Origin of the sequence: Paenibacillus sp. UNC217MF, assembly GCF_000686865.1 — a bacterium.
GTDB classification, from domain to species: Bacteria; Bacillota; Bacilli; order Paenibacillales; family Paenibacillaceae; genus Paenibacillus_B; species Paenibacillus_B suaedae.
This window is the reverse complement of sequence record NZ_KK366028.1, coordinates 397325-421663: the sequence shown is the minus strand read 5'-3', so window position 1 is coordinate 421663 and position 24339 is coordinate 397325. Positions and strand designations below refer to the sequence as shown.

The following is a 24339-nucleotide window of genomic DNA, read 5'->3' as shown; positions in this document are numbered from 1 at the left end:
CTATTACCTTCTCTAACTAAATAGGCATGACTTAAACCTTCTATCGAGTAAGCAGATTGCGATGTTGTCACCCTCTTGTTGTTCAAGCAATAATCGCCCCTGAGACCAGCACACTGCGAATACGCTCTACTGCCCAATCCAGCTGTTCTTCCGTGATGACCAGCGGCGGCGCAAAGCGAATGACCGTGCCATGCGTCTCCTTACAGAGCAGACCAAGACGCATAAGAGCCTCACAGTAGAGTCTGGCCCCCTCCGTTAGCTCCATGCCAATCAGCAGGCCACGACCACGAATTTCCTTCACAATCGGGCTGGATATGCTGGCAAGCTGCTTCTGGAAATATGCCCCGAGCCGTTCGGCGCGCTCAGCCAACTCTTCTTCGTCAAGTACGGTAAGCGCCGCTGAGGCCACCGCACAAGCTAGCGGATTGCCGCCGAAGGTTGAGCCATGCGAACCTGGCTCAAAGACGGATAAGATCGCTTCGTCTGCTGCTACAGCAGAAATCGGAAGCACACCTCCGCCAAGTGCCTTGCCCATAATGTACATGTCCGGTATCACCTGCTCCCAATCGCAGGCGAAGCGCTTGCCGGTTCGTCCGAATCCCGTCTGAATTTCATCTGCAATGAACAGCACATGATGACGGGTGCAAATCTCTCGCACCTTACGCAAATACCCATCTGGCGGCATTACAATTCCATTCTCTCCTTGAATAGGTTCAACGAGGAATGCAGCCGTGTTCGGCGTAATTGCACCTTCCAGTGCCTCGGCATCGCCGTATGGAATGATCGTGAAGCCTGGTGTAAAGGGGCCGAAGTCTTCTTTGTATTCTTCACTGGAAGAGAATGAGGTAACGGTAATGGTACGACCATGAAAATTGCCACTGCATACGATAATATCCGCTTGGTCGCGTGGAATGCTCTTATGGCGATATGCCCAGCGTCGTGCCGCCTTGAGAGCAGTCTCAACTGCTTCAGCGCCCGTATTCATAGGCAGTATCTTGGACTTGCCTGTATATGCTGCCAACTGTTCGCTCAGACGAGATAACGGTTCGCTATGGAAGGCGCGTGAGCAAAGCGTCAATTGGTTCGCCTGATTCACAAGAGCTTCGATCAGCTTCGGATGGCGATGACCATGGTTCAAGGCAGAGTAAGCGCTTAACATATCCATGTATTGGCACCCTTCTGGATCTTCAACCCACACTCCTTCTGCCTTCTCGATTACGACAGGAAGCGGATGATAGTTCCTCGCTCCGAATCGTTCCGCTGTCTGTATAATTTCCTCTGACCGTTTCATGTTCCGTCCTCCTCTGTCCTCAAAATCGATACTTCCCTACATCCTATTCCACAAGGGGTGTACACTCTCCTTTTCTCATACAGAAAAAGTTCCCATCATATTCCTTCTACGGAACATTTGGGAACCCTCCTGTACACAGCCCATTTACGAATATCTTACTTTCAAATCGCCGATTTCTCGGTGTCCTGCTTGCGCTTGGACGTCGAGCCAACGGTATGAGCCATTCCATACAAAAGGATAGCTAGCGATAGCGCGCTGAAAATCAGTACCATGTAAGGCAAGCCTATCGTATCCAGACTGAACCCTGCCGCAAGAAGCACCACTTGGAACATGACCCGATCCAGCATCGTCCTGAATGAGAAGAAGCGGCCATGCAGTTCTTTCGGAATCGACTTCTGAAAATACGTAGACAACAAGGGGAAGAAGAATCCAGCTGCAAAGCCAAAGAGTCCGAACGCCACAAGCGTCATCCATTTCACATGAGCGAAGAACAGCAGCCCTTGCGCAGCTGCGATAATGAAGGACAGTGCGAACAATTGCTTTAATAGATCGCGCTGACCGGATAAGCGTTTCACGAAGAATGCAGCCAGTATGAAGGCAACGCCTTCAGATGCGTAGAGCCAGCCCTTAATTTGCGTATCCTGATGCATTTCGCTAATATTAATGACCATCAAGTTGAAGCTCCCAATAAAGAACCCTGGAATAATCGATAGACAGAGCGCCATAAGAGCAACTGGCATCCCTTTGAGCATCGGGACAATCTCCTTAAATCCGCCGCCTTGCTTCTCTTTACGCTTCTGGCCGCGCTCTTCCTTAGGCTCCTCATCAATATCAAGGAAGTACGTGGAGACAAGCAGAAGTCCATAGGCGACGAGCGATGCCGTGTACAAAGCAGACAAACTCATGACAGACAGCATCATACCGGCTGCCACCGTTCCGATAATACGGGCAATCGTAGATGCGTTCATATGGACTCCGTTCAAAGCGATAAGATCTTTATCTTGAACGATAAGTGGAATGACCGATTGAAGCGCTGGAAAATAAAAGGCCGCGGATATTTGCAGACACACTGCAAACAAAATCATCCACCAGACCGAGCCTTGTGCAATGGCGAGAAACATGAAGCAAACACTTACCATCCGTCCGATACCCGCCCAGATAAGGACGCTCTTCTTGCGATGCGAATCGATTACTTTCCCTGCATATGGCCCAATGAGCACACCTGCGAGAAGGCCAGTGAATAAGATCAATGACTTCATAAAGTCTGATGGCACATAATGCTGCATAAATTCCAAATTCGCGATAATGGACGTCCAAAGCCCCAGGCCGGCGATAAATTCGCCACAGAGCACAATCCATACGTTACGATTGCTCCACAAATGAATGTCCCTCCGATGATCATATGTCATAATTGATAGTCCAAGCATATCAGTTGGAAAAAGAAGGGGCAATAAGGGTGCAAAAAAAGCCGTCTGGCAACGCCAAACAGCTTCTTAGATTTCCCCGTCCACATCTTTCTAAAGTTCATACTTCCTTTATACAGCGCTTGATTGCAGCATTGTGTTCGCTGCGCACTCATCCTTGCGTTCACAACGTTCACCGCAGATGCGCCCTTTGCCGCGCGGCACGCACATCGGTGTACCAAACAGCGGATCATCGCATACGATGCATTCCATGCAGAATACGTCCCTCACCATGTCGACCGTCAGCACATCTTCTGGAGCTCCCTGTGAATGAATGCCCTTATTGCGCACAGCTATAATATGATCCGCATACCGGCAAGCCAAGTTCAAATCATGAAGAACCATCACGATGGTACGGCCCTCATTCCGGTTCAAATCATACAATAAATCCAGTATCTCGATCTGATGGCTCAAGTCCAAATACGTTGTCGGCTCATCGAGCAGAACGATATCTGTATTCTGCGCAAGCGTCATGGCGATCCACGCCCGTTGTCGTTGACCGCCGGACAAGGCATCTACTGGCCGATCAGCCAATTCCTCAAGGCCTGTTACCTTCAGCGCATGGCGTACAAGCCGCTCATCCTCTTCCGACCACTGCTTCAGCCAGGTCTGGTATGGATAACGTCCTTGCTTCACAAGCTGATGAACCGTCAACCCTTCTGGCGCTGTTGGCCCCTGAGGCAAGATCGCCATCTTACGCGCAACTTCCCTCGTTCTGGAACGATGAATATCTTTACCATCCAGCAGAACCGTACCAAGCGTAGGCTTCAGCAAGCGGGCAAGAGAGCGAAGCAGCGTCGACTTGCCGCATCCGTTGCTGCCAATCAGCACCGTAATCTTGCCTTCAGGTATACTAACCGTTAAATCTTCTATAATAGAGGTTTCCCCATACGATAACGTAAGAGAGCGTGTGTTCAATACAGACATGATCGTTCCTCCCGCATTCCACAGATAATGAAAATCGTTCTCAAAAGGAGTTCTAACTAATCATGCCACAAACCACACATGGAGTCAATCTATTCCAACTGCCTCTATAGTCCACTTAGGCCTACAGCAGCGGTGAGAATAGACGTGCGGCCGATTCAAGAAAGCGCATGAACACTTTTTTGCGTGCGAACTGTTCTTCTACGATCGGTGCGGCCGACTGTAGATCAAGCTCGAACTCCTCTACGAGCTGCTGAACACTCTCTGTACGCATCAGCAGTGCATTCACCTCGAAGTTCAAGTGGAAGCTGCGCATATCCATATTGGCCGTCCCGATCGTCGCCATCTTTCCGTCCACAATAATGAGCTTCGAGTGCAGGAAGCCCTTCTCATATTCATAGATGCGAACCCCTGCCTCCATGAGTCCCGGGAAATAGGAGTGTGATGCCAGGAACGGCAGCCACTTATCCGGCTTAGCCGGGAACAACAGCTTCACATCCACACCAGACAACGCTGCTACACGCAAGGCTGTAAAGATATCCTCATCCGGAATAAAGTAAGGCGTTGCGATCCAGATTGATTTCTTGGCCGAAGTCAGCATCGAGAAGAATACATTTTTCATCGTTTTGAATTCTTGATCGGGGCCGCTTGCGATCATCTGGACCGCGCCTGAGGCCGACTCCGTAGGCTGTGGAGTCAAGTATTCTGGATCGTACAACTTGCATCCTGTCGTATGGCACCAATCTTGTAGGAAAATGATCTGCATCGTCTTCACCGCTTCGCCTCGGACGATCATATGAGTATCGCGCCAGAAGCCATACGTCTTGCTGCGGCTTAAATACTCATCTCCTACATTCAATCCGCCGATAAAAGCGACGTTGCCGTCCACGACAACAATTTTGCGATGGTTCCGGTAATTCACCCGATTCGAGAACAGCGGGAATTTCACAGCACCAAACACCGCCACCTCGACCCCGGCATTGCGCAGATCCGCCAAGAATGTCTTCGGCAGATGCATGCTTCCTACCGCATCCACCATGAAGCGAACCTTAACCCCAGCAGCTGCCTTATCAATCAGTATTCGCTTAAGCGATCGTCCGATGTCGTCATCTCGATAGATATAATACTCCATATGAATATGATGCTGCGCCTGATTCAATTCCGTAATGAGCGCAGAGAACGTCTCTTCCCCATTGTTCAAAATCCGCGTATCGGAGCCGAAGGATATCGGGCTCTTACTAAGTCGGCTCGTCAGTCGCAGAAGCTGGCGCTCATCAGGATTGAAGGTAGCGAATACCTGCTCCCTGCGTGTCAGCGATTCATTATCAATGAAGGCATACCCTTGCCGATCCTGGACAGCCTTGCGGGCATAACGGCGCCGCTTGCGATAATTTTGACCAAATAGCATATAGAAAATAAATCCGACTACAGGAACGAGTGCCAGCACCAGAATCCATGCAACCGTGCTGGAAGGATGCCGATTTTCCATAAAAATAATAACGGCAAGCGTGATGACCGCGAGTGTCGTCATAATACTTAAGGATGTAGCGATGGTATGCCCGAACGTATCGTTTATGTATAGACCTAGCGTCATCAATAAGATCAGAAACAAACCTACCTGCAATGCTCTCCTCATCCGCATGCTCCCCCATCTCTAAATATCTGTATCTAACATGCTTCTATCCTTATACAGCATCCTACTATATAATCCTGCAATATGTCTTAATCAAGAGGTGAAGGAAGAACAATCCATATTGAATTACTATACCCGAATTCTCCGCTTTCAAATATGTCATTGACAACGATTTCAACCGTGTGACATAATTTCATCGAACGAACGATAGGTAGTTATGGAACAGCGAAGAATGGAGGGTTTCCCTTTGACTGCCAACCGCATTCAACTTATCGCTCTATCCCATTTTGCCAAATATGGCTATGCCGGGACTTCCTTGTCCAAAGTTGCCGAGGAAGTCGGCATTAAGAAGCCATCTATTTATGCGCATTATAAGAGCAAGGAAGATCTGTTTTTGCACGTGCTGCAATCTGTATTTGTCGATGAGTTAAACTGGATCACGGACTTTTTCCACAAGCATGAGCATTTGCCGCTCTACGATCAGTTGAAGCTGCTGCTTGACTCCTACCGTCACCGGTACAGCCAGTATGATGTGCTCAAATTTATGCTGCGGGTCGCCTTCTTCCCGCCTCCATCGCTGCAAGAGCCTGTCCTTGAACGCATGCACTCCTTCATCGAGCGGCTGGAGAAGGGGCTCATCCCCCGCATGGCACAGGCGCTGCGCTCACAAGAAATTCACGGTGTTCATCCCGAGCAGGCAGCCAAGGCATTCATCTCGATATTGGACGGGCTGTTCGTACAGCTTCTGTACGGAGGCGTAAGCCGATTCGAGAGCAATCTTGAAGCCGCTTGGACGATCTATTGGCGCGGCATTACGTGCAAGTCCGTATAGAGAAGAAGGGACCTTTGTGTGGAAAGGTCCCTTGTCATATGCATAGATCTCGATTTCGTTCTATCTTACTGCATCAATATCGATACAGAATGTGCAACTATGCGATCTTCATCTGTTCTGCCCATGCGGCTTCTTTAGCGATGAACTCTCTTAGCAGCATTCCAATTGCCTTATAAATTGGATGTTCAGCATGCTGTGCCAAGTCCTCTGCGAAGCGTGGCGCCCAGCTCTTCAGATGATCCAACACGAATTCGCGCTGGCCATTCATATAACGCTCATAACGCTCTTTCGAGGCCACATTGTTCATCATCTTCTCGATGAGAACAGCCATGAATTCCAATTCTATGGAAATATGGTCGTCAGGCTCTCCGTTCATCTTCTTGAAATATAAACTGAATTCAGCATACATTTGCCGCACATCATGAGCGTATGACTTAGGCAACATTTGCTCGCTCGCACGATACATGGTCTCGCAAGGCGCTACAGGCAGCTGGCCTGAAGAGCCGAACAAGCGCAAATACTCGTCTCGCAGCGAGGAGTATACGGCGTACATTTCGTTAATCGACATGTTCGTGAGCATACTGCACAGCTTCTGGGCTCCTTCGGAACTGGATGACAACAACTTAAGCTCCTGCCCGTTCCGCCATGCCATGATGACATCTAGTGTTGGAACTTCTCCCAGGAAATCAGCCAGCAATTGATAAGCTGCTTTGCGCGTCTCCATTCGCTCCACGGTATCACCACTCCACTGTTCCAGCTGTTCTGCCGTTAACAACATCGTCCGTCCCCTCCATATGATGATTTCCAGCTTTCATCCATATTGTCCCATAACCGGACGATCAATTGCTGTGACGAATTGTGAACAACATGGCTGCTGAAAGCGTTATATGTGACACTTATGTGAATTCGAACTCAATTGCCCGGTAAATTGATACGATTCAACTGCATACATACTTTGTTCGTAAAACCGATTTATTTAGATACTAAAATACTGGTAAATTTTATTGTAACAAACGTCATAGCAAAGAGACAGTTCCAATTGTTGCCTCACTTTACAGTTGATTTTCACATTATTTGAGGAAGAAATCAGAGGAGAGAGCATGAAAAAAACTCTTAATAAAGGCTTTCTATTTGATCTTATTGTCGTAGCCTCCCTAGCATTGATTCTCATCATTATTTTCCTACTGGGAACAGGTAAAGAAAGAGAGACTCGCAGCCTGATTACGAAGCTGGAAAATATAAAGCCAAAAACGACGATCGATTTGTCACAGAACGGTTATCAAATTATTGAAGGAAAAATGACAGCTGCGGCTCCAACAGGAGATTCCGATTACGTTCAGCCTGCATTTGCACTGCTGCAAAGAGAAACTTACGTCCCCAACAAAAGGAAAGACTATCCTAGTACTCCCGATGAGATTAACAACTGGCTCGCAAAAGATGCAGCTGTAGCTGGATACCCGATTCGTTCTAATGAATGGCTGTTGCTGACCGGACATCTTATATTAACACCATCGATGGTATATGGAGCGGAGATTCAGGAAGAAATATACCTGATATGCAATGACGGAATTTTTTCAAAAGAAAATAGATGTGCCTATCGAGGCATTCGGCCTGGCAGAAGCTCAATTATTGCCGTCCACGTGCAAGAGGGACAGCTCGTCCCGCTCAAGGAGAACAAAACCATTCTCGTCTCTACCGATCAAGCTACCCTGCTAGCACAGCTAGAGGAGGATGCTAATCAAACTCTTTCGTGGTATCTGGGAGTAGGTGCTTACGTAGGAATTTTCCTCTTTGCCATTGGCAAGCATATCCTTTCGTCAAATAAGGAGGATTAAGAGAGATCAGGGCCATACTGCGAAGAATCAGAACCTCGCTACGCAGCTGCATTTCAACCAAGCATCATGTTAGACATACGTATGGTACACAAAGGAGTACATATGATGAATGCGAGTCCTATAGCATACAAAAAAGCAAATCATGCGCTCAATATATACGCCACCCAGATCGACTGCGGGCCTGTGCGCTATCGCGTCCATTACTGGGGCTTCATGCCCCAACATTACCATAACACGCTGCATCGACATTCTTTTTTTGAAATGTGCTACGTCATGGAAGGGAGCGGAGAATATATCGACGATGGCAAGCATTATCTGCTATCCTCAGGAACCGCCTTCTGTTCCCGACCTGGCATCTGGCATCAGATTCGCAGTGACGAGGGTCTTGCGCTATGTTACGTCGCCTTCGACATCATCGAATCAGATTCGGCAGATGCTTACGCTCGTGCCTATCAAGTACTGGCGCAAGATGCCGTCCCTGTTATTCCTTCAGCTGAGAAGTCAGCAACAGCAGCGCTGTGGGGCGCCTTGCTGTACATGTTCGATAACGGGAATGGGCAGGGACAAGCCGCTTACCCGATTGCGGTGCTGCAATCGACAGCTGGGGCACTGCTGTATTCGATGCTGCCGCTATTCGCGCCGCATACCTACCAGCTCCCGGAAGTGTCCATAGGCGCCGCGAACATGTCTATCGGCACGAATGATCTGTTCCGCAGAGCCTGTCTATACTTAGCGGATAACCTTAGTGAACCGCTGTCGCTTGAGATCGTGGCACAGCATTTGCACATTTCTCCCCGTCATCTATCCCGACTGTTCATGCAGCATGGCGGTCAGACGTTCGTCCATTATGTACAAGAACGGCGCATCCAATTGGCGAAGGAGCTTCTACTCGATACTGATGCAGCCATTAAGCATATCGCTGAGCAGTGTGGCTTCGAGTCGGTGCATTATTTTACAAGAGTATTCACTCAGCTGCTCGGAGTATCTCCTGCACGTTACCGTCGCCGTGATCTCCATCGCGCTCATCTCGATACAGATCCGAGTCAACGTCCGAACGCATAATGATGTCCGTATTTTACAAAAACAAAGCCAACCAGTCCAAATACAACCTTCCCACCATTTCTTACAATGAGGGCATACAGGAGAGAAGAGAAGACAGGGGTACACAATCTCTGCTCTTCGCTGCCATGTCACTGACCTTCTGAAGCCGGAATGGAGCGGAAGGTTTCTTTCATTACTTGTTACCTAGCTGAAATGGAATTGGAGGCCTTACATGATGAACATCGAACAGCATATCGCACGTGCGATAATCCCATCCCCGAAGCGGACTTGGACCATTTATGCGATACACCACTCCCATACGGACATCGGATATACGGAACGCCAGGAGAAGATCGAGCGCTATCACGTTGAATTTATTCGACAAGCGCTGAACATTGTACAGCAAGCATCGAACGGAATGAAGCCGGAATGGAGGGGATTCCGCTGGACTTGCGAGACATTCTGGGCAGTGGAACGTTTCTTGGAGCAAGCTTCGGAGAAGGAGCGCGAGCAATTCGCGGAGGCTGTGCGCAGCGGCAGCATCGAGCTGTCCGGTACGTATTTGAATATGACGGAGCTGCCGGACTATTCCTTATTGCATAGCATTCATCGTAAAGCACAGACATACGCAGAGTCGATTGGACAACATGTGGACTCAGCGATGACTGCTGACATTAACGGTTATGGATGGGGGTATGCCCAGAGCCTCCTCGACAATGGCATCAAGCATTTATTCAGCTGCATCCACACCCACCACGGCATGTTCGCACTTGGCCGCAAGCAGACGCCCTTCTGGTGGCAGGCGCCGAATGGCGAGAGATTGCTCGTCTGGAACGGAGAGCACTACATGTTCGGCAACGAGCTTGGCTTATGTCCCGGTGCACTCGGCAAGTATATGATCCAAGACGAATTCGATAACCAGTTAATAGATGCTCATCATGACGCTATTGCCCGTATCCGTATGCACCGTTATTTATGCCGGCTTGAGGAAGAAGGATATCCCTATGACTTTGTGCCGGTCATGCTGTCTGGTCTAGGCACAGACAATGCTGCACCCAACGGCCGGATTATGGAATTCATTCGTAATTGGAACGCTCAATACGGCGATTCGATACGCATCGAGATGACGACGCTTCATGATTTCTTTGCTAGATTGAAGCAGGAAGATGTAGACCAATTACCGGTCTATACAGGAGATTGGCCGGATTGGTGGTCTGACGGCGTCAGCTCAACTGCCATGCATACACAGCTGTTCCGTGACGCACAGCGCACACTGCGCAAGGTGAAGCGCCTCGATCCTAAGGCTAGCATCGTGGACATCTCGAAGCTGAATCAAGTCGAGCAAGCACTTGTCATGTATGCGGAACATACATGGGGCTACCACTCCTCCATCTATGAGCCATGGCACCCGAACGTACAGCTGCTCGAAGTACGCAAGCAGGCCTATGCAGCCGAGGCCAGCCGCCTTGCGCACCAAGCGCTGGATCAGGTGCTGTTCGCGCAAGGTGCTGCACCTCTATATCCTGAGCGTCCATTCCGCTATCGCATTGTGAACACGGAGCATGCACCCGCTGCCAAGCTTGTCACCCTATCCTTGGACGGATGGGAGCCTGCTCTATTCGAAGGTGGATTGGAAGTCGTACATGAAGGAACCGGGAATGTGCTTCCGCATCAGTCCCCTCACCCACAGTCCGTTGTCGTTCAAGTCACGCTCGGTCGAGGTGAAGAGTGCTTCCTGAACCTTCGTAAGGCACCAGCTCGCCCTACAAATCTGACAACATCCAATACCCGCCTGATGGGAAGTGATCGAGTCTATGATATGGAGGACTTGCATGCAGAAGAGTCTGCACATGGTCCTATTCGTATTGCTCAGCATTCGATTGAATCACCCTATGTACGGATTGAATGGAAGGAAAACGAGGGCATTATCTCTTGGATCGATAAACAAACGGGATGCGAAATGCTGGCAGCCAATCGCGAGCACGGTGCATTCACACCCATTTACGAGGTCACTCCGGCTGCTGATTCAAGCGATCAGAGCCAAGTCTGGGCTGTTCGCAGCCGGATGGGACGCAATCGCAAGGGTATAAACGTAGAGCGAAGCACCGGTCGCCTCGTCCGTGCACGTCCAATCGAGAATGGTCCGTTATATGCGACAATAGAGCTGACTTACGTGATCGAAGGAATGAGCTATTACGCACTATTCCTGAAGGTACATGCTGCATCGAATCGGGTCGAGATATCTGTTCGGCTTCACAAAGACAGCGTATGGCTTCCCGAGAACGTATATGTCGCACTGCCGTTCACGACTGGCGAACATCACAAAGATACCTTGTATGTAGAGAAAGCAGGAGCCATCGTACGTCCATGGATCGATCAGCTGCCAGGCACGTGCCTGGATTATACGTGCATTCAAGAAGGTCTGGCATGGTGCAATCATACGCATGCATCGCATCCTAATTCAGCTGATCCTAGCGATAAACCTCCAGTGACAGACTATACAGGTTCACAGTCCGAAGAGCTTACACTGCTTCTCGCTATGCCCGATACACCGCTGCTGCAACTGGGATCGCTTGAGCATGGCCGCAGACTTGTTCATACCCAGCAGTCGCTGGACGCTAAGCCGTCTACCTATGCTTGGTTAATGACGAACTATTGGGAAACGAATTTCAAAGCCACACTCGGAGGTTTCTACGAATTCTGTTATGCTGTGGAATTGCGTCATGATGTAAGCGCAGCGCAATTGTCCAATGAAATTTCCACGCTTGCCACATCGTTTACTGTCGCTCGCATGAGTTAAGGCTGCCGCATCTTTCAAAGTGCAGTATCATCCGCCCCCTGATGTCCACTCCCATCAAGGCATCAGGGGATTTACCCTTCATTAGCCATCACACACAACCTTGTCTCCTTAATAAAAAAAGACCCAAACGGGCTCCATTCTCTCCCATTCAGGCCTTCTTGGCATATTGTAAACTTACTCATGTACACGCTGATGCTGCAATTCAAATGCACACTGTACGGGTACTATGAATGTACGAGTACGTTGTACGGGGGTACGATTCGTTCGTTCAACGTGCGGGTTCTACGTTTGCTTACCAGCAGGCTTGACTATCGGATCAACCTTCTGCCTTCGCAATTTCTGCATCGAGATCGCGGCTCGTCAGGTCAGCGTTCATGAACGCTTCGGTCTCAGGGAAATGCATATGCACCTCTGACGGCTTGCCTATCTGCACGATGCCTGATTTAAGCTGCAAGTCCAGCACATGCCCGCCGCCTGTGCGCGCATCATCAACGAAGTGATGGTGATAGCCCGCTACAGCTATTCCTTGAGCAAATGCTGGCATGCGGAACGCTGCTACAGTTCCCTTTTTCTTCTCCAATGTGAATGTTGGCTGAGATTCGATTGCCTCCAAGAACGGGCGGAATGGCGGCTTCTGCTTCGCAACGGTACGTGTTACTACACATTCGAACTCCCCGTCAATACGAATCGCATAGAACAGGTTCAGGCTCGGGAGCAGGCTGTCTATCAGCTGCTCTAGCTGGCTGCGGCTCATTGGCTGGTTCACACGGAATGTCTTGACTGGCTGGAAGAACGTTACGGAAGCAAATGGAGTTCCGTCTTCCGGCTTCACGGGCGTTACACTGCTGTCGGAGCGCAGGCGATAATAGTCTCCATCGAAGGCGATTAATTCCCCATCCAATTCATTGAATGTGCCTATACCGAAGTCGCCATGCTGCTTCAGCTCAGCCATTGTCATGCTCCCCTCGAATACACCGTCGAGCAGGGCGCTCATGGTAGATGTCTGGAAAATGGTGCTCGGCTGCTCTGAGCGGTGTTCCGCTTCTCGTTCCGTTGTTGTATATGAGTCCGATGGACGTAATGTTTCGTTGAATGGATGTTCCAATACGGCATTCATCTTATCTGTTCCTCCTTGTAGCAAGCTGTACTTTCCCACGCTGCCAGATGCACTCTTAGTGGAATTGGTCTGGGAGTAGCGTATCTCCAAGCGCGATATTATCACTGTAATCGACCGGAATGTCGATAACGACGGGCCCTTCTACTTCAAGCGCCTTCCTCAGTGTCGGTACCAGTTCGGCAGGATCCGTGACACGGTAGCCAGTGGCTCCGTAGCTCTCTGCATACTGCACCATGTCCGGCTGGCCGAATTCGACACCTGCAGTCCGGCCATATTTCATTTGCTGCTGGAACGCAACCATATCGTACGTGCCGTCATTCCAGACGAGATGGACAATCGGCAGCTTCAAGCGTACGGCTGTTTCAAGCTCCATCGCAGAGAACAAGAAGCCCCCATCCCCTGATACGGATACCACCTTCTCATTCGGACGAACCAAGGCAGCGGCGATGGCCCAAGGCAAGGCGACGCCAAGTGTCTGCATGCCATTGCTGAACAGCAGGCGGCGCGGCTCATAAGAGCGGAAGTAACGCGCCATCCATATATAATGAGAGCCCACGTCACACGTTACCGTAACGTTGTCATCGATGACGCTGCGCAGACCATGAATAATTTGCAAGGGATGAACCGTTCCCGGCTTCACCTTCTGCGGCGGCTCGCACGCCTCTACCAGCTTCGCAAGCAAGGAATCGCACAGCAACTTCGCTTCTGGCGTCCGCTGCAAGCCGGCCAAGTGCTTCGTCAATTCCTGCACGGTACGATCGATGCTTCCGAGCAGCTCCATCTCAGGCTGGTAATCATGATCAATGTCGGCTTGGACATCATCGAGATGAATGATGTGGCGCTTGCCATCATGATTCCAGAACTTCGGATCGTATTCCACGGGATCGTACCCGATGGTCAGCACCACATCCGATTGTTCAATCAGCTCATCCCCCGGCTGATTGCGGAACAATCCGATACGGCCGAAGAAGTGAGCCTCCAATTCGCGAGAGATGGCACCTGCCGCTTGGAAGGTCTCTACAACCGGAATGTTGGTATGTGCGACCAACTGCCGAATCGCATAGACTGCTTCCGGCGAGCTTGCCCGCATCCCAAGGAGAATGACCGGGATGCGGGCACTGCGCAATGCTTCAGCCGCCTCGGCTATTCCTTCGGAAGGAGCCGCTCCAAGCCGTGGCGAAGGCAATGGCCCAATCGCCGATACCTGTACCGGGCTAGTAATTACATCCTGCGGCAGGCTGACGAAGGCTGCGCCCTGACGCGGCGAGGTCGCTGCACGGAAGGCGTTCGTCAGGACCTCCGGCAGGTTGTCTGGATGCTGCACTTCTGCGCTGTACTTCGTTACCGGCTGGAACAGTGCTGCATTGTCCATGGATTGGTGTGTCCGCTTCAAGCGATCTGCGCGTGATACAGCGCCACCTAAAGCAACCACCGGATCACCTTCCGCCGTTGCAGTAACAAGACCTGTTGCCAAGTTGGAGGCCCCTGGTCCAGATGTCACCAGGCATACCCCAGGTTTGCCTGTTAATCGTCCTACCGCGGCAGCCATGAACGCTGCGTTCTGTTCATGCCGACACACAATTAAAGAGGGGCCACGATCAACAAGTGCGTCAAAAACGCTGTCAACCTTAGCCCCTGGAATTCCAAATATATGAGTGACGCCTTGACGATTCAGGCAGTCTACGACAATGTCTGCTCCACGCATAGTGGGTGATTGTGAATGGGTAACGGAATCAACTCGATGGTTTTCAACGCGTTCGCTTGCTTGATGGTTCGTGCGAGTCTTCGTAGTGTTCATGACGGTCATTCCTTTCCTCATGGCGATAATTGGCATAATAATAGTACAGTATAGAACACATGTTGTGAAAACACATGAAAATAATCAGTCTGTATTATATATAATACTCCTTTTTTTTATTTTGTCTATTCGCAATTTTCAATCGGTCATGATACAGTCGAAAATAGAAGCAATAATAACAATGACCTTACACCACCTAATTCCAACGTACGAAAGGATAGATTTTCGATGAATGATAAATGGAACAAGCTCCATTCCGCCATGGAGCAAAGCGGCATTGACGTGATGCTGATTACCGATCCGAAACATGTCTATTATTTGACTGGCTTTGCTTGTGATCCGCATGAGCGCTTCCTTGGAATCGTAGTCCCTCAACAAGGCGAACCAACACTCATTGTACCTGTACTGGACGGGGACAAAGCAGCCGCTGTATCTGTGGTGCAACAGATTGCTACCCATACAGATACAGACAACCCCTATGACATCCTGAAGCAGCATCTGCCACAGCAGGCAGCTCGCTTCGCGATCGAGAAGGGACATATGTCCGTACAGCGCTATGAAGCATTAACGAGTGCCACAGCAGCGGAAAGCTTCGTAGATGCAGGCCCAATTCTGCAGGCGATGCGTGTTATCAAGTCGGAAGAAGAAGTCGTTCGCATGAAGGAAGCAGTTCGACTTGTCGAAGCTGTTCTGCTGGAAGGCGTAAGCCGAGTTAAAGTAGGCATGAGTGAAATCGAAATGGTGGCAGAGCTTGAATATTTGATGAAGAAGCTTGGTTCAGACGGTCCATCCTTCAGCACGATGGTGCTGGCTGGAGAGAATGCAGCACTCCCGCACGGCGTACCAGGTTCCCGCAAAATCAAGGAAGGCGAGCTTCTCTTGTTCGATATGGGCGTATACGCGAACGGGTATGCCTCTGACATTACGCGCACATTCGCCGTAGGTGAAGTGAATGATACTTGCAAGGAAATTTACAATACGGTGCTCGCCGCGAACATGGCAGCCATTGAAGCTGTGAAGCCAGGTGTTACGTTCGGCAGCCTTGATCGCACAGCACGCAAGGTCATTGCGGACAAAGGCTACGGAGATTATTTCACCCATCGTCTCGGTCATGGCCTCGGCATCGATGTCCATGAGTACCCATCTGTACATGAGCGCAACGAGGATGTGCTTGAGCCGGGCATGCTGTTCACGATTGAACCGGGCATCTATGTGCCGAAGGTGGCTGGCGTGCGCATCGAGGATGATGTCATCGTAACCGCAGACGGTGTTGAGGTATTGACTTCTTATCCGAAGGAACTAACGATCATCGGCGGGTAACGCATTTCTGTTCTAACCGATTCCATACACAACTTGGAGAAGCATTGTATGTACCTTACAAACCTCCAAAAACAAACACCCACCCTCCTGCTCATCTCAAGCATGGAGGATGGGTGTTCTTCTGCATATTCGATTAACCTCAACATTGTCCCAAATTTGAACAAAGATTACCATCAAATATCCATCACTCATCCATCACTCATGATTCATATTCTCGTTGCCATCGACAGATTCCCGGTTCGGGACATCTTTTAGGCGGTAGCTGAGCATGACGAACACGTATTCATCCTTGGTCGTCTGCTCTCGCAATTGTTCATCATTAGCAATCGAGGACTCGTCTGGATTGAAAGGTGGCGGCGTGTAATTAGCTGAGGTTGCTTGCTGTACATAATACGCTTTCTCCGCCCATTCCATCGGCGTCATGGACGAATAGGCAATCTTTGCTTCCGCAAGCAAGTCCTCTCCGTACTGTCCTTTTCGCATTCCGTCCTCGATTACATCTATACCTTGATGGGTAATGCGCAGAAGCTCTTGGACAATCAGACTGGAATGCTCCTGTGATAATTCCTTCCCCAACGTATAGCTACGCTTCTCTTGATTTGCAAGATAATACTTCTCGATTAGATTCCCCTGCTGCTTCGTCTCAACGAGCTCCAGCAGCCCAGCCTCCTCCAGCTTTTTCACATGGTAATACAGTCTGGATGGCTTCTCATCCATTATCTCTGCCATCTGCTTCACCGTAATCGGCTCGTCTTGCGCAAACCGCAATATTTGCATCCGGCGTGGATCCAGCATGATCTTCAACAGCTCGACATCGTTAATTACTCGCTGCTCTTGCAAGCTGTCCCCTCCCTTAGTCTGAAGAAGACATCGCCAGGTCTCCTCCCGTCATTTTCGCTTCGTTCGTAGTCCGAAGTGCTTGGTTATATTTTAACAGAGGGAAAATGACAACGACAATAACAAGCAGCAATCCGGCAAACGCGGTGGCCAGCAATACGCCGAACATAGAAGCGAATAACCCACCTATGCCTATGCCAAGAACCGTGCCGGCTTGCGACACAGAATCGAATACTCCCGATCCGCGGCCTCTCATTTCATCTGGCATAATGGTAATAAACAAACTGCTGAGCGGCACATTCGTGCAGGCAATTGATACGCCTAGACCAATCGACCATACATATACGCTGAGAACCCCGCTCGCTTGGTACAGCGAGTGCAATGGAACAATGAGCAAACAGAACAGGCCGATAACCCCGACAGCACCGAGCAGCAGAACATTGGAAGCCATCCGCTTCATGAGATGAGGTGCAGCGAGCGCCCCTAATATGCTGCCTACCGCAACCATACTCGAAATGAAGCCAAAATGCTCAGCCGGGATGCGGAAGGTTTGCAGCAAAGCCGCATTCAAGTTTGTATTAATAACACCAATGACAAGCATGATCGGCACAAGCAGCAGAAGGAGTGCAAATAATCCATCGTGGCGGTAAATCGTGCGCAGCCCCGCCTTCAAAGATTGCCAGTACGGCTCCTTCTCAGCAGCCGACTGCCCGGGCACCCTGCGTGTATCTTGGATATCTTCAAGAGTTCGATCAGGGGCAGGTGTTGCCTTGGACATCGCGTAAATAAACAAAGCAGACAGCACAAACGTAAGTCCATTAAAAAGGAATAGCCGGTCAAAATGACCTAGTGGAATTAGCAGCCCCGCAATCGATGGCCCCACCAGCCTCATAGCCATATAAGTAGCCTGCGAGAAAGAAACGGCCTGTGTGATGTTCTCTTTCCCAATAAGACTGGGCACAATAGCGGAACGCGCAGGCTCAAAAAACACGGTGCCGATGTTTTGCAGCAATACTAAAGCATAAATTCCGTATAAATTGTGCTGGGATGCGATAAGAAGGACAACAATGATCGCACGGTAGATATCAGCGGCCATCATGATGTGGCTGCGCTGGAAGCGATCAGCGATCGGGCCTACGAATGTTCCAAGGAGCATGCTTGGCAGTACATTAGCGAGTACGACAAGACTAATAGCCAGCGGATCGCTTGATAAATGAGCGACAAGAAAGATAACAACGAGCCGTGTAATACCGTCACCAAGCTCAGAAATGATTTGGGCAAGCCATAGAAATCGGAATGCGCGATTGTTTATGAGCAGCTTCATAAGGAACCCTCCACTAAGGTTGTTTTTATCGTTAAAATTTATTTTAGCGATAAAAATGTTTTTGTAAAGGGGGTATTTTCCTGTTCGCAAAATAAATATGAATTGCTGTGCAAGCTCATCTGACAACAAAAAAGACGCTTGCGAGTCTTCGCAAGCGTCTTCCCTATAATCATACGTATTATTTTTGGATACCGAGCGAGAAGATCTCAGCACTACTCAAGGCAACACTTACTTCACGGTTATTCGTGGAAGCAATGTTCTCTTGAACTTCTTCCATGATATTGCTGCGGTAGAAGCCTTTCGCAGCTTCTGGAAGCGATACGTTCAGAGAAGCTTCTTCATGCTTGAAGTTGAACCAACGGCCGACCATGTCGCCTGTCTCTTCTGCCATCTTCAAGGAGGAGAACGCTACGCCTTCGCCGTTCCATGCCAGGAATGCATGGTTCACTGGGAACTTGCCTTCCTGCACTTCTACTTGGCGTACAACCCAAGGCACTTGGAACGAATGTGCTTCCGCGTAAGCGCCAGAAGCAACTACGTCGCCAGCATGCGGGATGATTGCATATTCAGCCGTATGAACGCCGATGCACTGCGCTTCTGGTGTCGGGAAGTAGCCCCAGTCGCCAAGCTCGCCGGAAGAGCGAAGCAGCGTAACTGCAATCGTGTTCTTGTTGTCTTGCGATACTTCGTATTCGAACAAGCCCTTGTTCGCAACCGTCAAGCCCAGCTTGCCGTCGCTTACGCTGACAAATGTGTGCTGATGCTGATCGTTGCTTGGGTTCTCCCATTCCTTCGCTGGAATGTTGTTGCGGCGTGCCGCTTCGAAGATCGATTCCGCCAAGTGTGTTTCGGACTCAAAGCCGCTCGGGAACAACGCTCTTACGCGGTGATCCTTGGACTTGTTGTCCATCGTTACATGAACATCAACGCGCTTGGCACCGCGATCGAGCGTATAGCGAGTGATGATGCGGAATGTAACCAATTCAGTCGAGCGCTGTGCCTTGCGAAGGTTGAAGTCCACAATGTCGCGGCGCTCTTCTTCCAATTTATCGTCAGCGGATACTGGAATGCTCCAGTTATGCGCCACTTCGATTACCGCACGGTATGGCGTATTTTCTACAACCTTGCGCTCTGCCTTCAGCCCTGCCGTCGTAAGCGGCTTGGAGCCTGCAGGCATGCGGAACATGTACTCGTTCCCGATGTCGCCTGCATCTTCATATACGTTCAGACCAGCATGCGTATGGCCAGTCGACTTGTCTGTCAATGTAAGCGAACCATCTTCCGCAACGACTGCCTTCAAGCGATCATTTTCAAGTGTGAACTCGCCTGTCACAAGGCTAGCCCCTTGCTCCTTCGATGCGCCTGTCACCCAAGCAAGCGTCTTATAACCGAATGCAGGGATGTCTTGTACTTGCAAGCGCACCTTCACTGCACGCGCCATATATGGCTGACGGAATTTATCCTTCGGCAAGTCATAGCCGAAGACTACACCCGCATCTTCCCATTCGCAATCCAGCACGTTGCCGTCTGCGTCGACAACTGCGCCTGGTACGATTGGATCCTTCTTCATTTCCGCTGCCAGCTTCATCGGATGAGCTTCGCGGAAGTAGCGGCGAGACAATTCGATTGTCACTTCCACTACGCCGTCGCGATTGTATCCTGTCGAGTTGAATACGGTAAATGGCACAGCTTGCTTGCCGCTATATACGGATGTATCAATCTGCTTCAGCAGGCTGTCTACCGTTTCATTAATAATTGTCTCTGTTGTATGCTTCGACTTCTCGAAGCGTGTCACCATTTCACGGTGCACTTCGTCCACGCTGCAGCCGCAAATGCTATCATGCGGATGGTTCTGCATCAATGTCTTCCACGCATACACGAACAGGTGGTGTGGGTATGGCTTGCCTGCTTGGTGCGCAATTGCCGCAAGCGGCTCTGCTACCTTCTCAAGCAGCGTCTGGTTCTCTGCGTTCATTTGCTTCAAGTACACACGGGAGGACGCTGTATTAACGAGCGTATACCAGCCGTCTGTACGTTGGCTGCGCAATTCGCCGTGTACTGTCTGCAGGTTCTCAGGCAGCTCCTTGCGAAGCTCATCTACATAATCGTTGAAGTTGGAATGAACGAAATCCACATCCGGGAACAGCTTCTTTGCCACTTCAATCGCTTTGGACAGATCCGTTTGAATCGGCTGGTGGTCACACCCGTTCATGAACAACAAGTGGCGTGTAGATGCGAATTTCTCCGCATTCGGAATTTGCTTGTCCCAATAAGCGACTGCCTGCGGCTCATCAACAGGTACTTCCATTCCGTTACAGTACCAGTTCGCGAACAAAATGCCGATGACGCGCGAGCCGTCTGGGGATTCCCAGATCATCTCGGAGAACGGCGATTCATATGCTGCATCTTCCGATACTTGGTTGTTGAATCCAGTTGGCTTAACACCGCGGCCGAATACAGCCACATCAATGCCAGATTGCTTCAAAATCTGCGGCGCTTGGCCCATATTACCGAATGAATCCGGGAAGTAGCCAACCTTGGAAATGTTGCCGCCATACTGCTTCGCATCGCGATGACCGATTTGCATATTGCGCACATTCGCCTCGCTGCTTGTCAAGAACTCATCCTGCAGGATGTACCAAGGGCCGATATGAATGCGGCCTTCTTGAATGTACTTCGTCAGCTTCTCCTTCATTTCAGGGCGAACTTGCAAGTAGTCTTCCAACATGATCGTTTGTCCGTCCAGATGGAAGCTCTTGAAGCCTGGATCGTTATCGAGTGTATCAAGGAGCGTATCCATCAATTCAATCAATAAAGTGTGATGATACTCGTAAGGCATATACCATTCGCGATCCCAGTGTGTATGAGAAATGATATGGGCTGTCTTTTTTGTCATGTTGTTTCCCTCTCTTCCATGATGTGTGTGATAGAGGTGCCAGTATTCCTAATGATCTGACTTTGCTGCATGAGCAATTGGCTTGCTTATTGCTTATTCCCCTTTAAGCCAATGTTCGCGGAAAATCAGTTCTGAGAACAAGCTGTTCGACCAAGCGAACCATTCACGTGTGAACTGTGCAGGATCATCCACATGGAAGCCTTCATGCATGTAACCTGTGCCTGCATCTGTCGTTGTGAGTAGCTCGATCAGGGAAGCAATCTCTTCCTGCGAGTTTGCTGTCAAGCCTTGCATCGACAAGGCAATATGCCAAATGTATTGATCCGGCGTATGCGGGCTGCCGATACCCTTCGCTGCTTTACCAGAGTAGAAGTAAGGATTCTCTTCACTCAGAATGAAGCGGCGTGTATTTTGATAGATTGGATCGTCTGCCGTTGTATAACCAAGGTACGGAATCGCGAGCAAGCTAGGCACGTTCGCATCGTCCATCAGGTTATAGTTGCCGAAGCCATCTGTTTCATAAGCATAGATTTTGCCGTATTTCGGGTGGTGGAAGATGCCGTACGCTTGAATGCCTTCGTCGATTTCTTCCATCAGTGCGCGAGCCTTCGCGGCAAACGGCGCATCTTCATAAACCGTTGTTGCGATTTCTTCCAAGTACCGCAGCACAACAACCGCGAACATGTTGGAAGGAACCAAATAGCCAAATGTGCACGCATCGTCACTTGGACGGAATGCAGACCATGTCATGCCTGTATAGTTGACCGGCATACCCATGCCATTGTTCTTGAGCGTATCTGTCTTGCGGCAATCCATCCGCTCGAAGCGGTATGGCGATTGCGCAAAGTGACGCTGTTCCGTCGTCCACAGATCCATGATGATATGGGCAACCGTCTTATATTCACCGTCAAATAGGGAAGTGTCCCCTGTCTCTTTCCAATACAAATAGGACAATTGAAGCGGATAGCAGAGGGAGTCAATCTCATACTTGCGTTCCCATACCCAGCCGTTCAGCTTCGTTTGGTCACGGTGATGAATTTCATCCAGTGCTACTTCTTGTTCATTAAATGCATTTGCATAAGGGTCGATTTGAATATATTTCAGCTGCTTGCGCACTAATCCGGCAATGACGCGTCGCACATCCGCATCGTCCTTCGCAAGCGGCATGTATTGGCGTACCTGAGCGCTGGAATCGCGCAGCCACATGGCTGGAATATCTCCAGTAAAGACGTAGGATGTACCGTCTTCATGCAGCTTAGTTGTTGTTTGCAGCGTATTCGGGAAGCAGTTCAGGAACTGCTCCATCAATTTCGGGTTATAGGCCAATTTCGTCTTTGCTTCTTCCATCACGCGAAGCACGGCTTGTGGTAGACGTTCCATGTCGGCTCTCTCCTTTTCACTTATGATCACAACGCAAGTGAATTATTTGTATTATAGCAAATAAGATAATTAATATATCAATTATATTGTAATGATTAGGATGTGAAAAAACAACCAATTATTTGTCCAAAATAGTACACAATCAGGTGAAGCGAAGCGCTCCACCTGATTGGATACAAAGGGCTATTCATTTCGCTCTGCACGTTGTTGTCGCCATGCTCTAGTTGTCAAATCTGCTGCTGGGCGAAATTCAATCATGCCCCGATATTGATTACTTCTTGGATGCTTTCCACTCATCCAATTGTTTTTGCATTTCAGCCATTACTTTGTCCAAGCCAGCTTGCTTGAACTTCTCTACTGCTTTAGGAACGTAAACTTTAGGGTCTACAGAACCTGTATACAGAGATGCATAGAACTCTTCTTTTACGTTTGTCAAAGCCGTAATCTCAGTTTTCACGCTGTCAGCGTTGAAGTGGAAGCCGAGAAGCGGCGCATTTTTCGCGGAATCGTTGAATTTCGCGAATTGTTCCCATTTATCTTTAGGGTCAGAAGGCAACTTATCCAAGATGAAGAAGTTACCAAGTGTAAATGCTGGCATATCGTAACCTTCTGTCTTAGCAGGCAAGTATTCTACTGTGCTATCGTCAATACGTTTGTAGTGAACGTCTTCGATACCGTTGTTCACCAGGTTGCGCAAGTACTTGTCAGAGTTGAGCAAGTTCAAGAATTCCATTGCTTTCTCTGGGTACTTGGAGTTCGCGGAAATACCGTGCATCGAACCCATTACAGACCAGTTGTAAACATAAGGCTCTGTGTAAGGAGTAGATACAACTGGATAGCCGAGCGTTTGTGACCATTGGTTGTCTGCGAACGGTTGAGTGTCCGGCATGTCAACGAACCATTTGCCCGTTTTCATTTCATCGCCGTTTTGTGCTGTAGCCGCGTCTTTCTTTACGTAACCTTTTTTGTAGTATTCATGCATCGTCTCGAAGCTCTTCATCATATCTGGTTGTTCCAGAACGTTGACGAGTTTCAAGTCGTTCGTATCCGTCAATGCTACACCGATTGGCAAGTTTTCGTTAACCAAGTCGTAAGGAACACCGAACTTGAATTGCTTGTCAGCAGACACTGGATACAATCCAGGCTCGCCTGCTTTTACTTTTGCAAGAACTGGCTCCAAATCTTCCAAAGTCTTGATGGAGTTGATGTCGATGTTGTACTTATCAACATATTTCTTGTTGAAGCGGAATACTTTTTGAGCTGGTAGCTCTTTATTTACAGGAATCGCGTATGTTTTACCTTCGATTTTAGCACCTTCCAAGAAGGATGGATGAACGTTCTTTTTAATATCTTGACCGTATTTGTCTAACAGCTCATCCAGTTCATAGAACGCGCCTTTTTTAGCGTTCTGTACATAATCAAATGCCCAAGAGGACGTGAAAGCGATATCAAAAGGTTCCCCAGAAGCGGCGATTACCTGCATCTTTTGGTTGTAATCGCCCCAGTCGAACATTTTCATTTTGATTGTAGCGCCGATTTTTTCTTTCGTGTACTCGCTGACTTTCTCCATTACCTTGTCAACGTCTTTTTGCGGAGTACCGATCGTGTACCAGATCAGTTCTACTGGCTTTTCGTCTTTTTTGTCTCCTGCTGTGCCAGCCGCTTCATCTTTTTTATTTCCGCAACCTGCGAGAACCAAAGATGCAACCATGATGAGGCAGAATGTCATCATCAGCATTTTTTTTGCCTTAGCCATTTTGTTACCTCCCCTTTTTGTACCACGCTGAATGTTTATATTATTTCCAGAGGCGGCAATGATCATCGCCGCCATCCGGGAATAACCATAGG

General features: G+C 49.3%; 17 protein-coding genes. 5 read left to right on the top strand and 12 right to left on the bottom strand.

The features are described from left to right. Window positions 1-82: 82 nt before the first annotated feature. From BP95_RS0123495 to cls, 4 genes are all read right to left on the bottom strand, one after another. Entirely contained in the window at window positions 83-1291 is a 1209-nt protein-coding gene (locus tag BP95_RS0123495; protein WP_021257205.1) for an ornithine--oxo-acid transaminase, read from the bottom strand. Window positions 1292-1452: 161 nt separating this feature from the next. After that, window positions 1453-2670 carry an MFS transporter gene (locus tag BP95_RS0123490; RefSeq protein ID WP_021257206.1) on the bottom strand — a complete coding sequence of 406 codons (1218 nt, stop codon included), beginning with the start codon at window positions 2668-2670 and terminating at the stop codon, window positions 1453-1455. A 156-nt stretch (window positions 2671-2826) separates the two neighbouring features. Further along, window positions 2827-3681, bottom strand: a complete 855-nt coding sequence (locus BP95_RS31245; RefSeq protein ID WP_021257207.1) for an ABC transporter ATP-binding protein — start codon at window positions 3679-3681, stop codon at window positions 2827-2829. A 121-nt stretch (window positions 3682-3802) separates the two neighbouring features. Beyond that, a complete protein-coding gene (gene cls / locus BP95_RS0123480) occupies window positions 3803-5314 on the bottom strand; it encodes a cardiolipin synthase (protein WP_021257208.1) in 1512 nt (503 codons plus the stop codon). A gap of 244 nt (window positions 5315-5558) precedes the next feature. On the opposite strand from cls, the gene BP95_RS0123475 reads away from it, so the two are divergent. Next, entirely contained in the window at window positions 5559-6143 is a 585-nt protein-coding gene (locus BP95_RS0123475; protein WP_021257209.1) for a TetR/AcrR family transcriptional regulator, read from the top strand. 97 nt (window positions 6144-6240) lie between these two features. Here BP95_RS0123475 and BP95_RS0123470 read toward each other — a convergent pair whose 3' ends face one another. Next, entirely contained in the window at window positions 6241-6921 is a 681-nt protein-coding gene (locus BP95_RS0123470; RefSeq protein ID WP_021257210.1) for a TorD/DmsD family molecular chaperone, read from the bottom strand. A gap of 322 nt (window positions 6922-7243) precedes the next feature. On the opposite strand from BP95_RS0123470, the gene BP95_RS0123465 reads away from it, so the two are divergent. From BP95_RS0123465 to BP95_RS0123455, 3 genes are all read left to right on the top strand, one after another. Continuing rightward, the gene (locus BP95_RS0123465; RefSeq protein ID WP_021257211.1) at window positions 7244-7978 is read left to right on the top strand and encodes a hypothetical protein; all 735 of its coding nucleotides are present in this window, start codon (window positions 7244-7246) and stop codon (window positions 7976-7978) included. Window positions 7979-8080: 102 nt separating this feature from the next. After that, window positions 8081-9040 (top strand): AraC family transcriptional regulator, encoded by a 960-nt coding sequence (locus BP95_RS0123460; protein ID WP_028533381.1) that lies wholly within the window; start codon window positions 8081-8083, stop codon window positions 9038-9040. Between the two features lie 211 nt (window positions 9041-9251). Beyond that, window positions 9252-11819, top strand: a complete 2568-nt coding sequence (locus BP95_RS0123455) for a glycoside hydrolase family 38 N-terminal domain-containing protein (RefSeq protein ID WP_231515182.1) — start codon at window positions 9252-9254, stop codon at window positions 11817-11819. A 316-nt stretch (window positions 11820-12135) separates the two neighbouring features. Here the strand turns inward: BP95_RS0123455 and budA are convergent, their stop codons facing one another. Both budA and alsS read right to left on the bottom strand, forming a co-directional pair. Beyond that, window positions 12136-12936 carry an acetolactate decarboxylase gene (gene budA, locus BP95_RS0123450; protein ID WP_021257215.1) on the bottom strand — a complete coding sequence of 267 codons (801 nt, stop codon included), beginning with the start codon at window positions 12934-12936 and terminating at the stop codon, window positions 12136-12138. 55 nt (window positions 12937-12991) lie between these two features. Further along, the gene (gene alsS / locus BP95_RS0123445; protein ID WP_051614181.1) at window positions 12992-14641 is read right to left on the bottom strand and encodes an acetolactate synthase AlsS; all 1650 of its coding nucleotides are present in this window, start codon (window positions 14639-14641) and stop codon (window positions 12992-12994) included. Between the two features lie 321 nt (window positions 14642-14962). Here alsS and BP95_RS0123440 point away from each other — a divergent pair, with 321 nt between their 5' ends. Next, on the top strand, window positions 14963-16054 hold the full coding sequence (locus BP95_RS0123440) for a M24 family metallopeptidase (protein WP_028533378.1): 1092 nt from the start codon (window positions 14963-14965) through the stop codon (window positions 16052-16054). A gap of 195 nt (window positions 16055-16249) precedes the next feature. On the opposite strand, the gene BP95_RS0123435 is transcribed toward BP95_RS0123440, so the two are convergent. The 5 genes from BP95_RS0123435 to BP95_RS0123415 all read right to left on the bottom strand — a co-directional run bounded on the left by BP95_RS0123435 (window position 16250) and on the right by BP95_RS0123415 (window position 24247). Continuing rightward, complete coding sequence (locus BP95_RS0123435; protein WP_028533377.1) at window positions 16250-16894, bottom strand: ArsR/SmtB family transcription factor; 645 nt, start codon at window positions 16892-16894, stop codon at window positions 16250-16252. Window positions 16895-16907: 13 nt separating this feature from the next. Further along, window positions 16908-18215, bottom strand: coding sequence for an MFS transporter (locus BP95_RS0123430; RefSeq protein ID WP_028533376.1), 1308 nt, complete (start codon window positions 18213-18215; stop codon window positions 16908-16910). 178 nt (window positions 18216-18393) lie between these two features. Beyond that, complete coding sequence (locus BP95_RS0123425; RefSeq protein ID WP_028533375.1) at window positions 18394-21111, bottom strand: alpha-mannosidase; 2718 nt, start codon at window positions 21109-21111, stop codon at window positions 18394-18396. A gap of 93 nt (window positions 21112-21204) precedes the next feature. Beyond that, complete coding sequence (locus BP95_RS0123420) at window positions 21205-22491, bottom strand: glycoside hydrolase family 125 protein (RefSeq protein ID WP_021257221.1); 1287 nt, start codon at window positions 22489-22491, stop codon at window positions 21205-21207. A 271-nt stretch (window positions 22492-22762) separates the two neighbouring features. Then, window positions 22763-24247, bottom strand: coding sequence for an ABC transporter substrate-binding protein (locus BP95_RS0123415; RefSeq protein WP_028533373.1), 1485 nt, complete (start codon window positions 24245-24247; stop codon window positions 22763-22765). Window positions 24248-24339 lie beyond the last annotated feature (92 nt).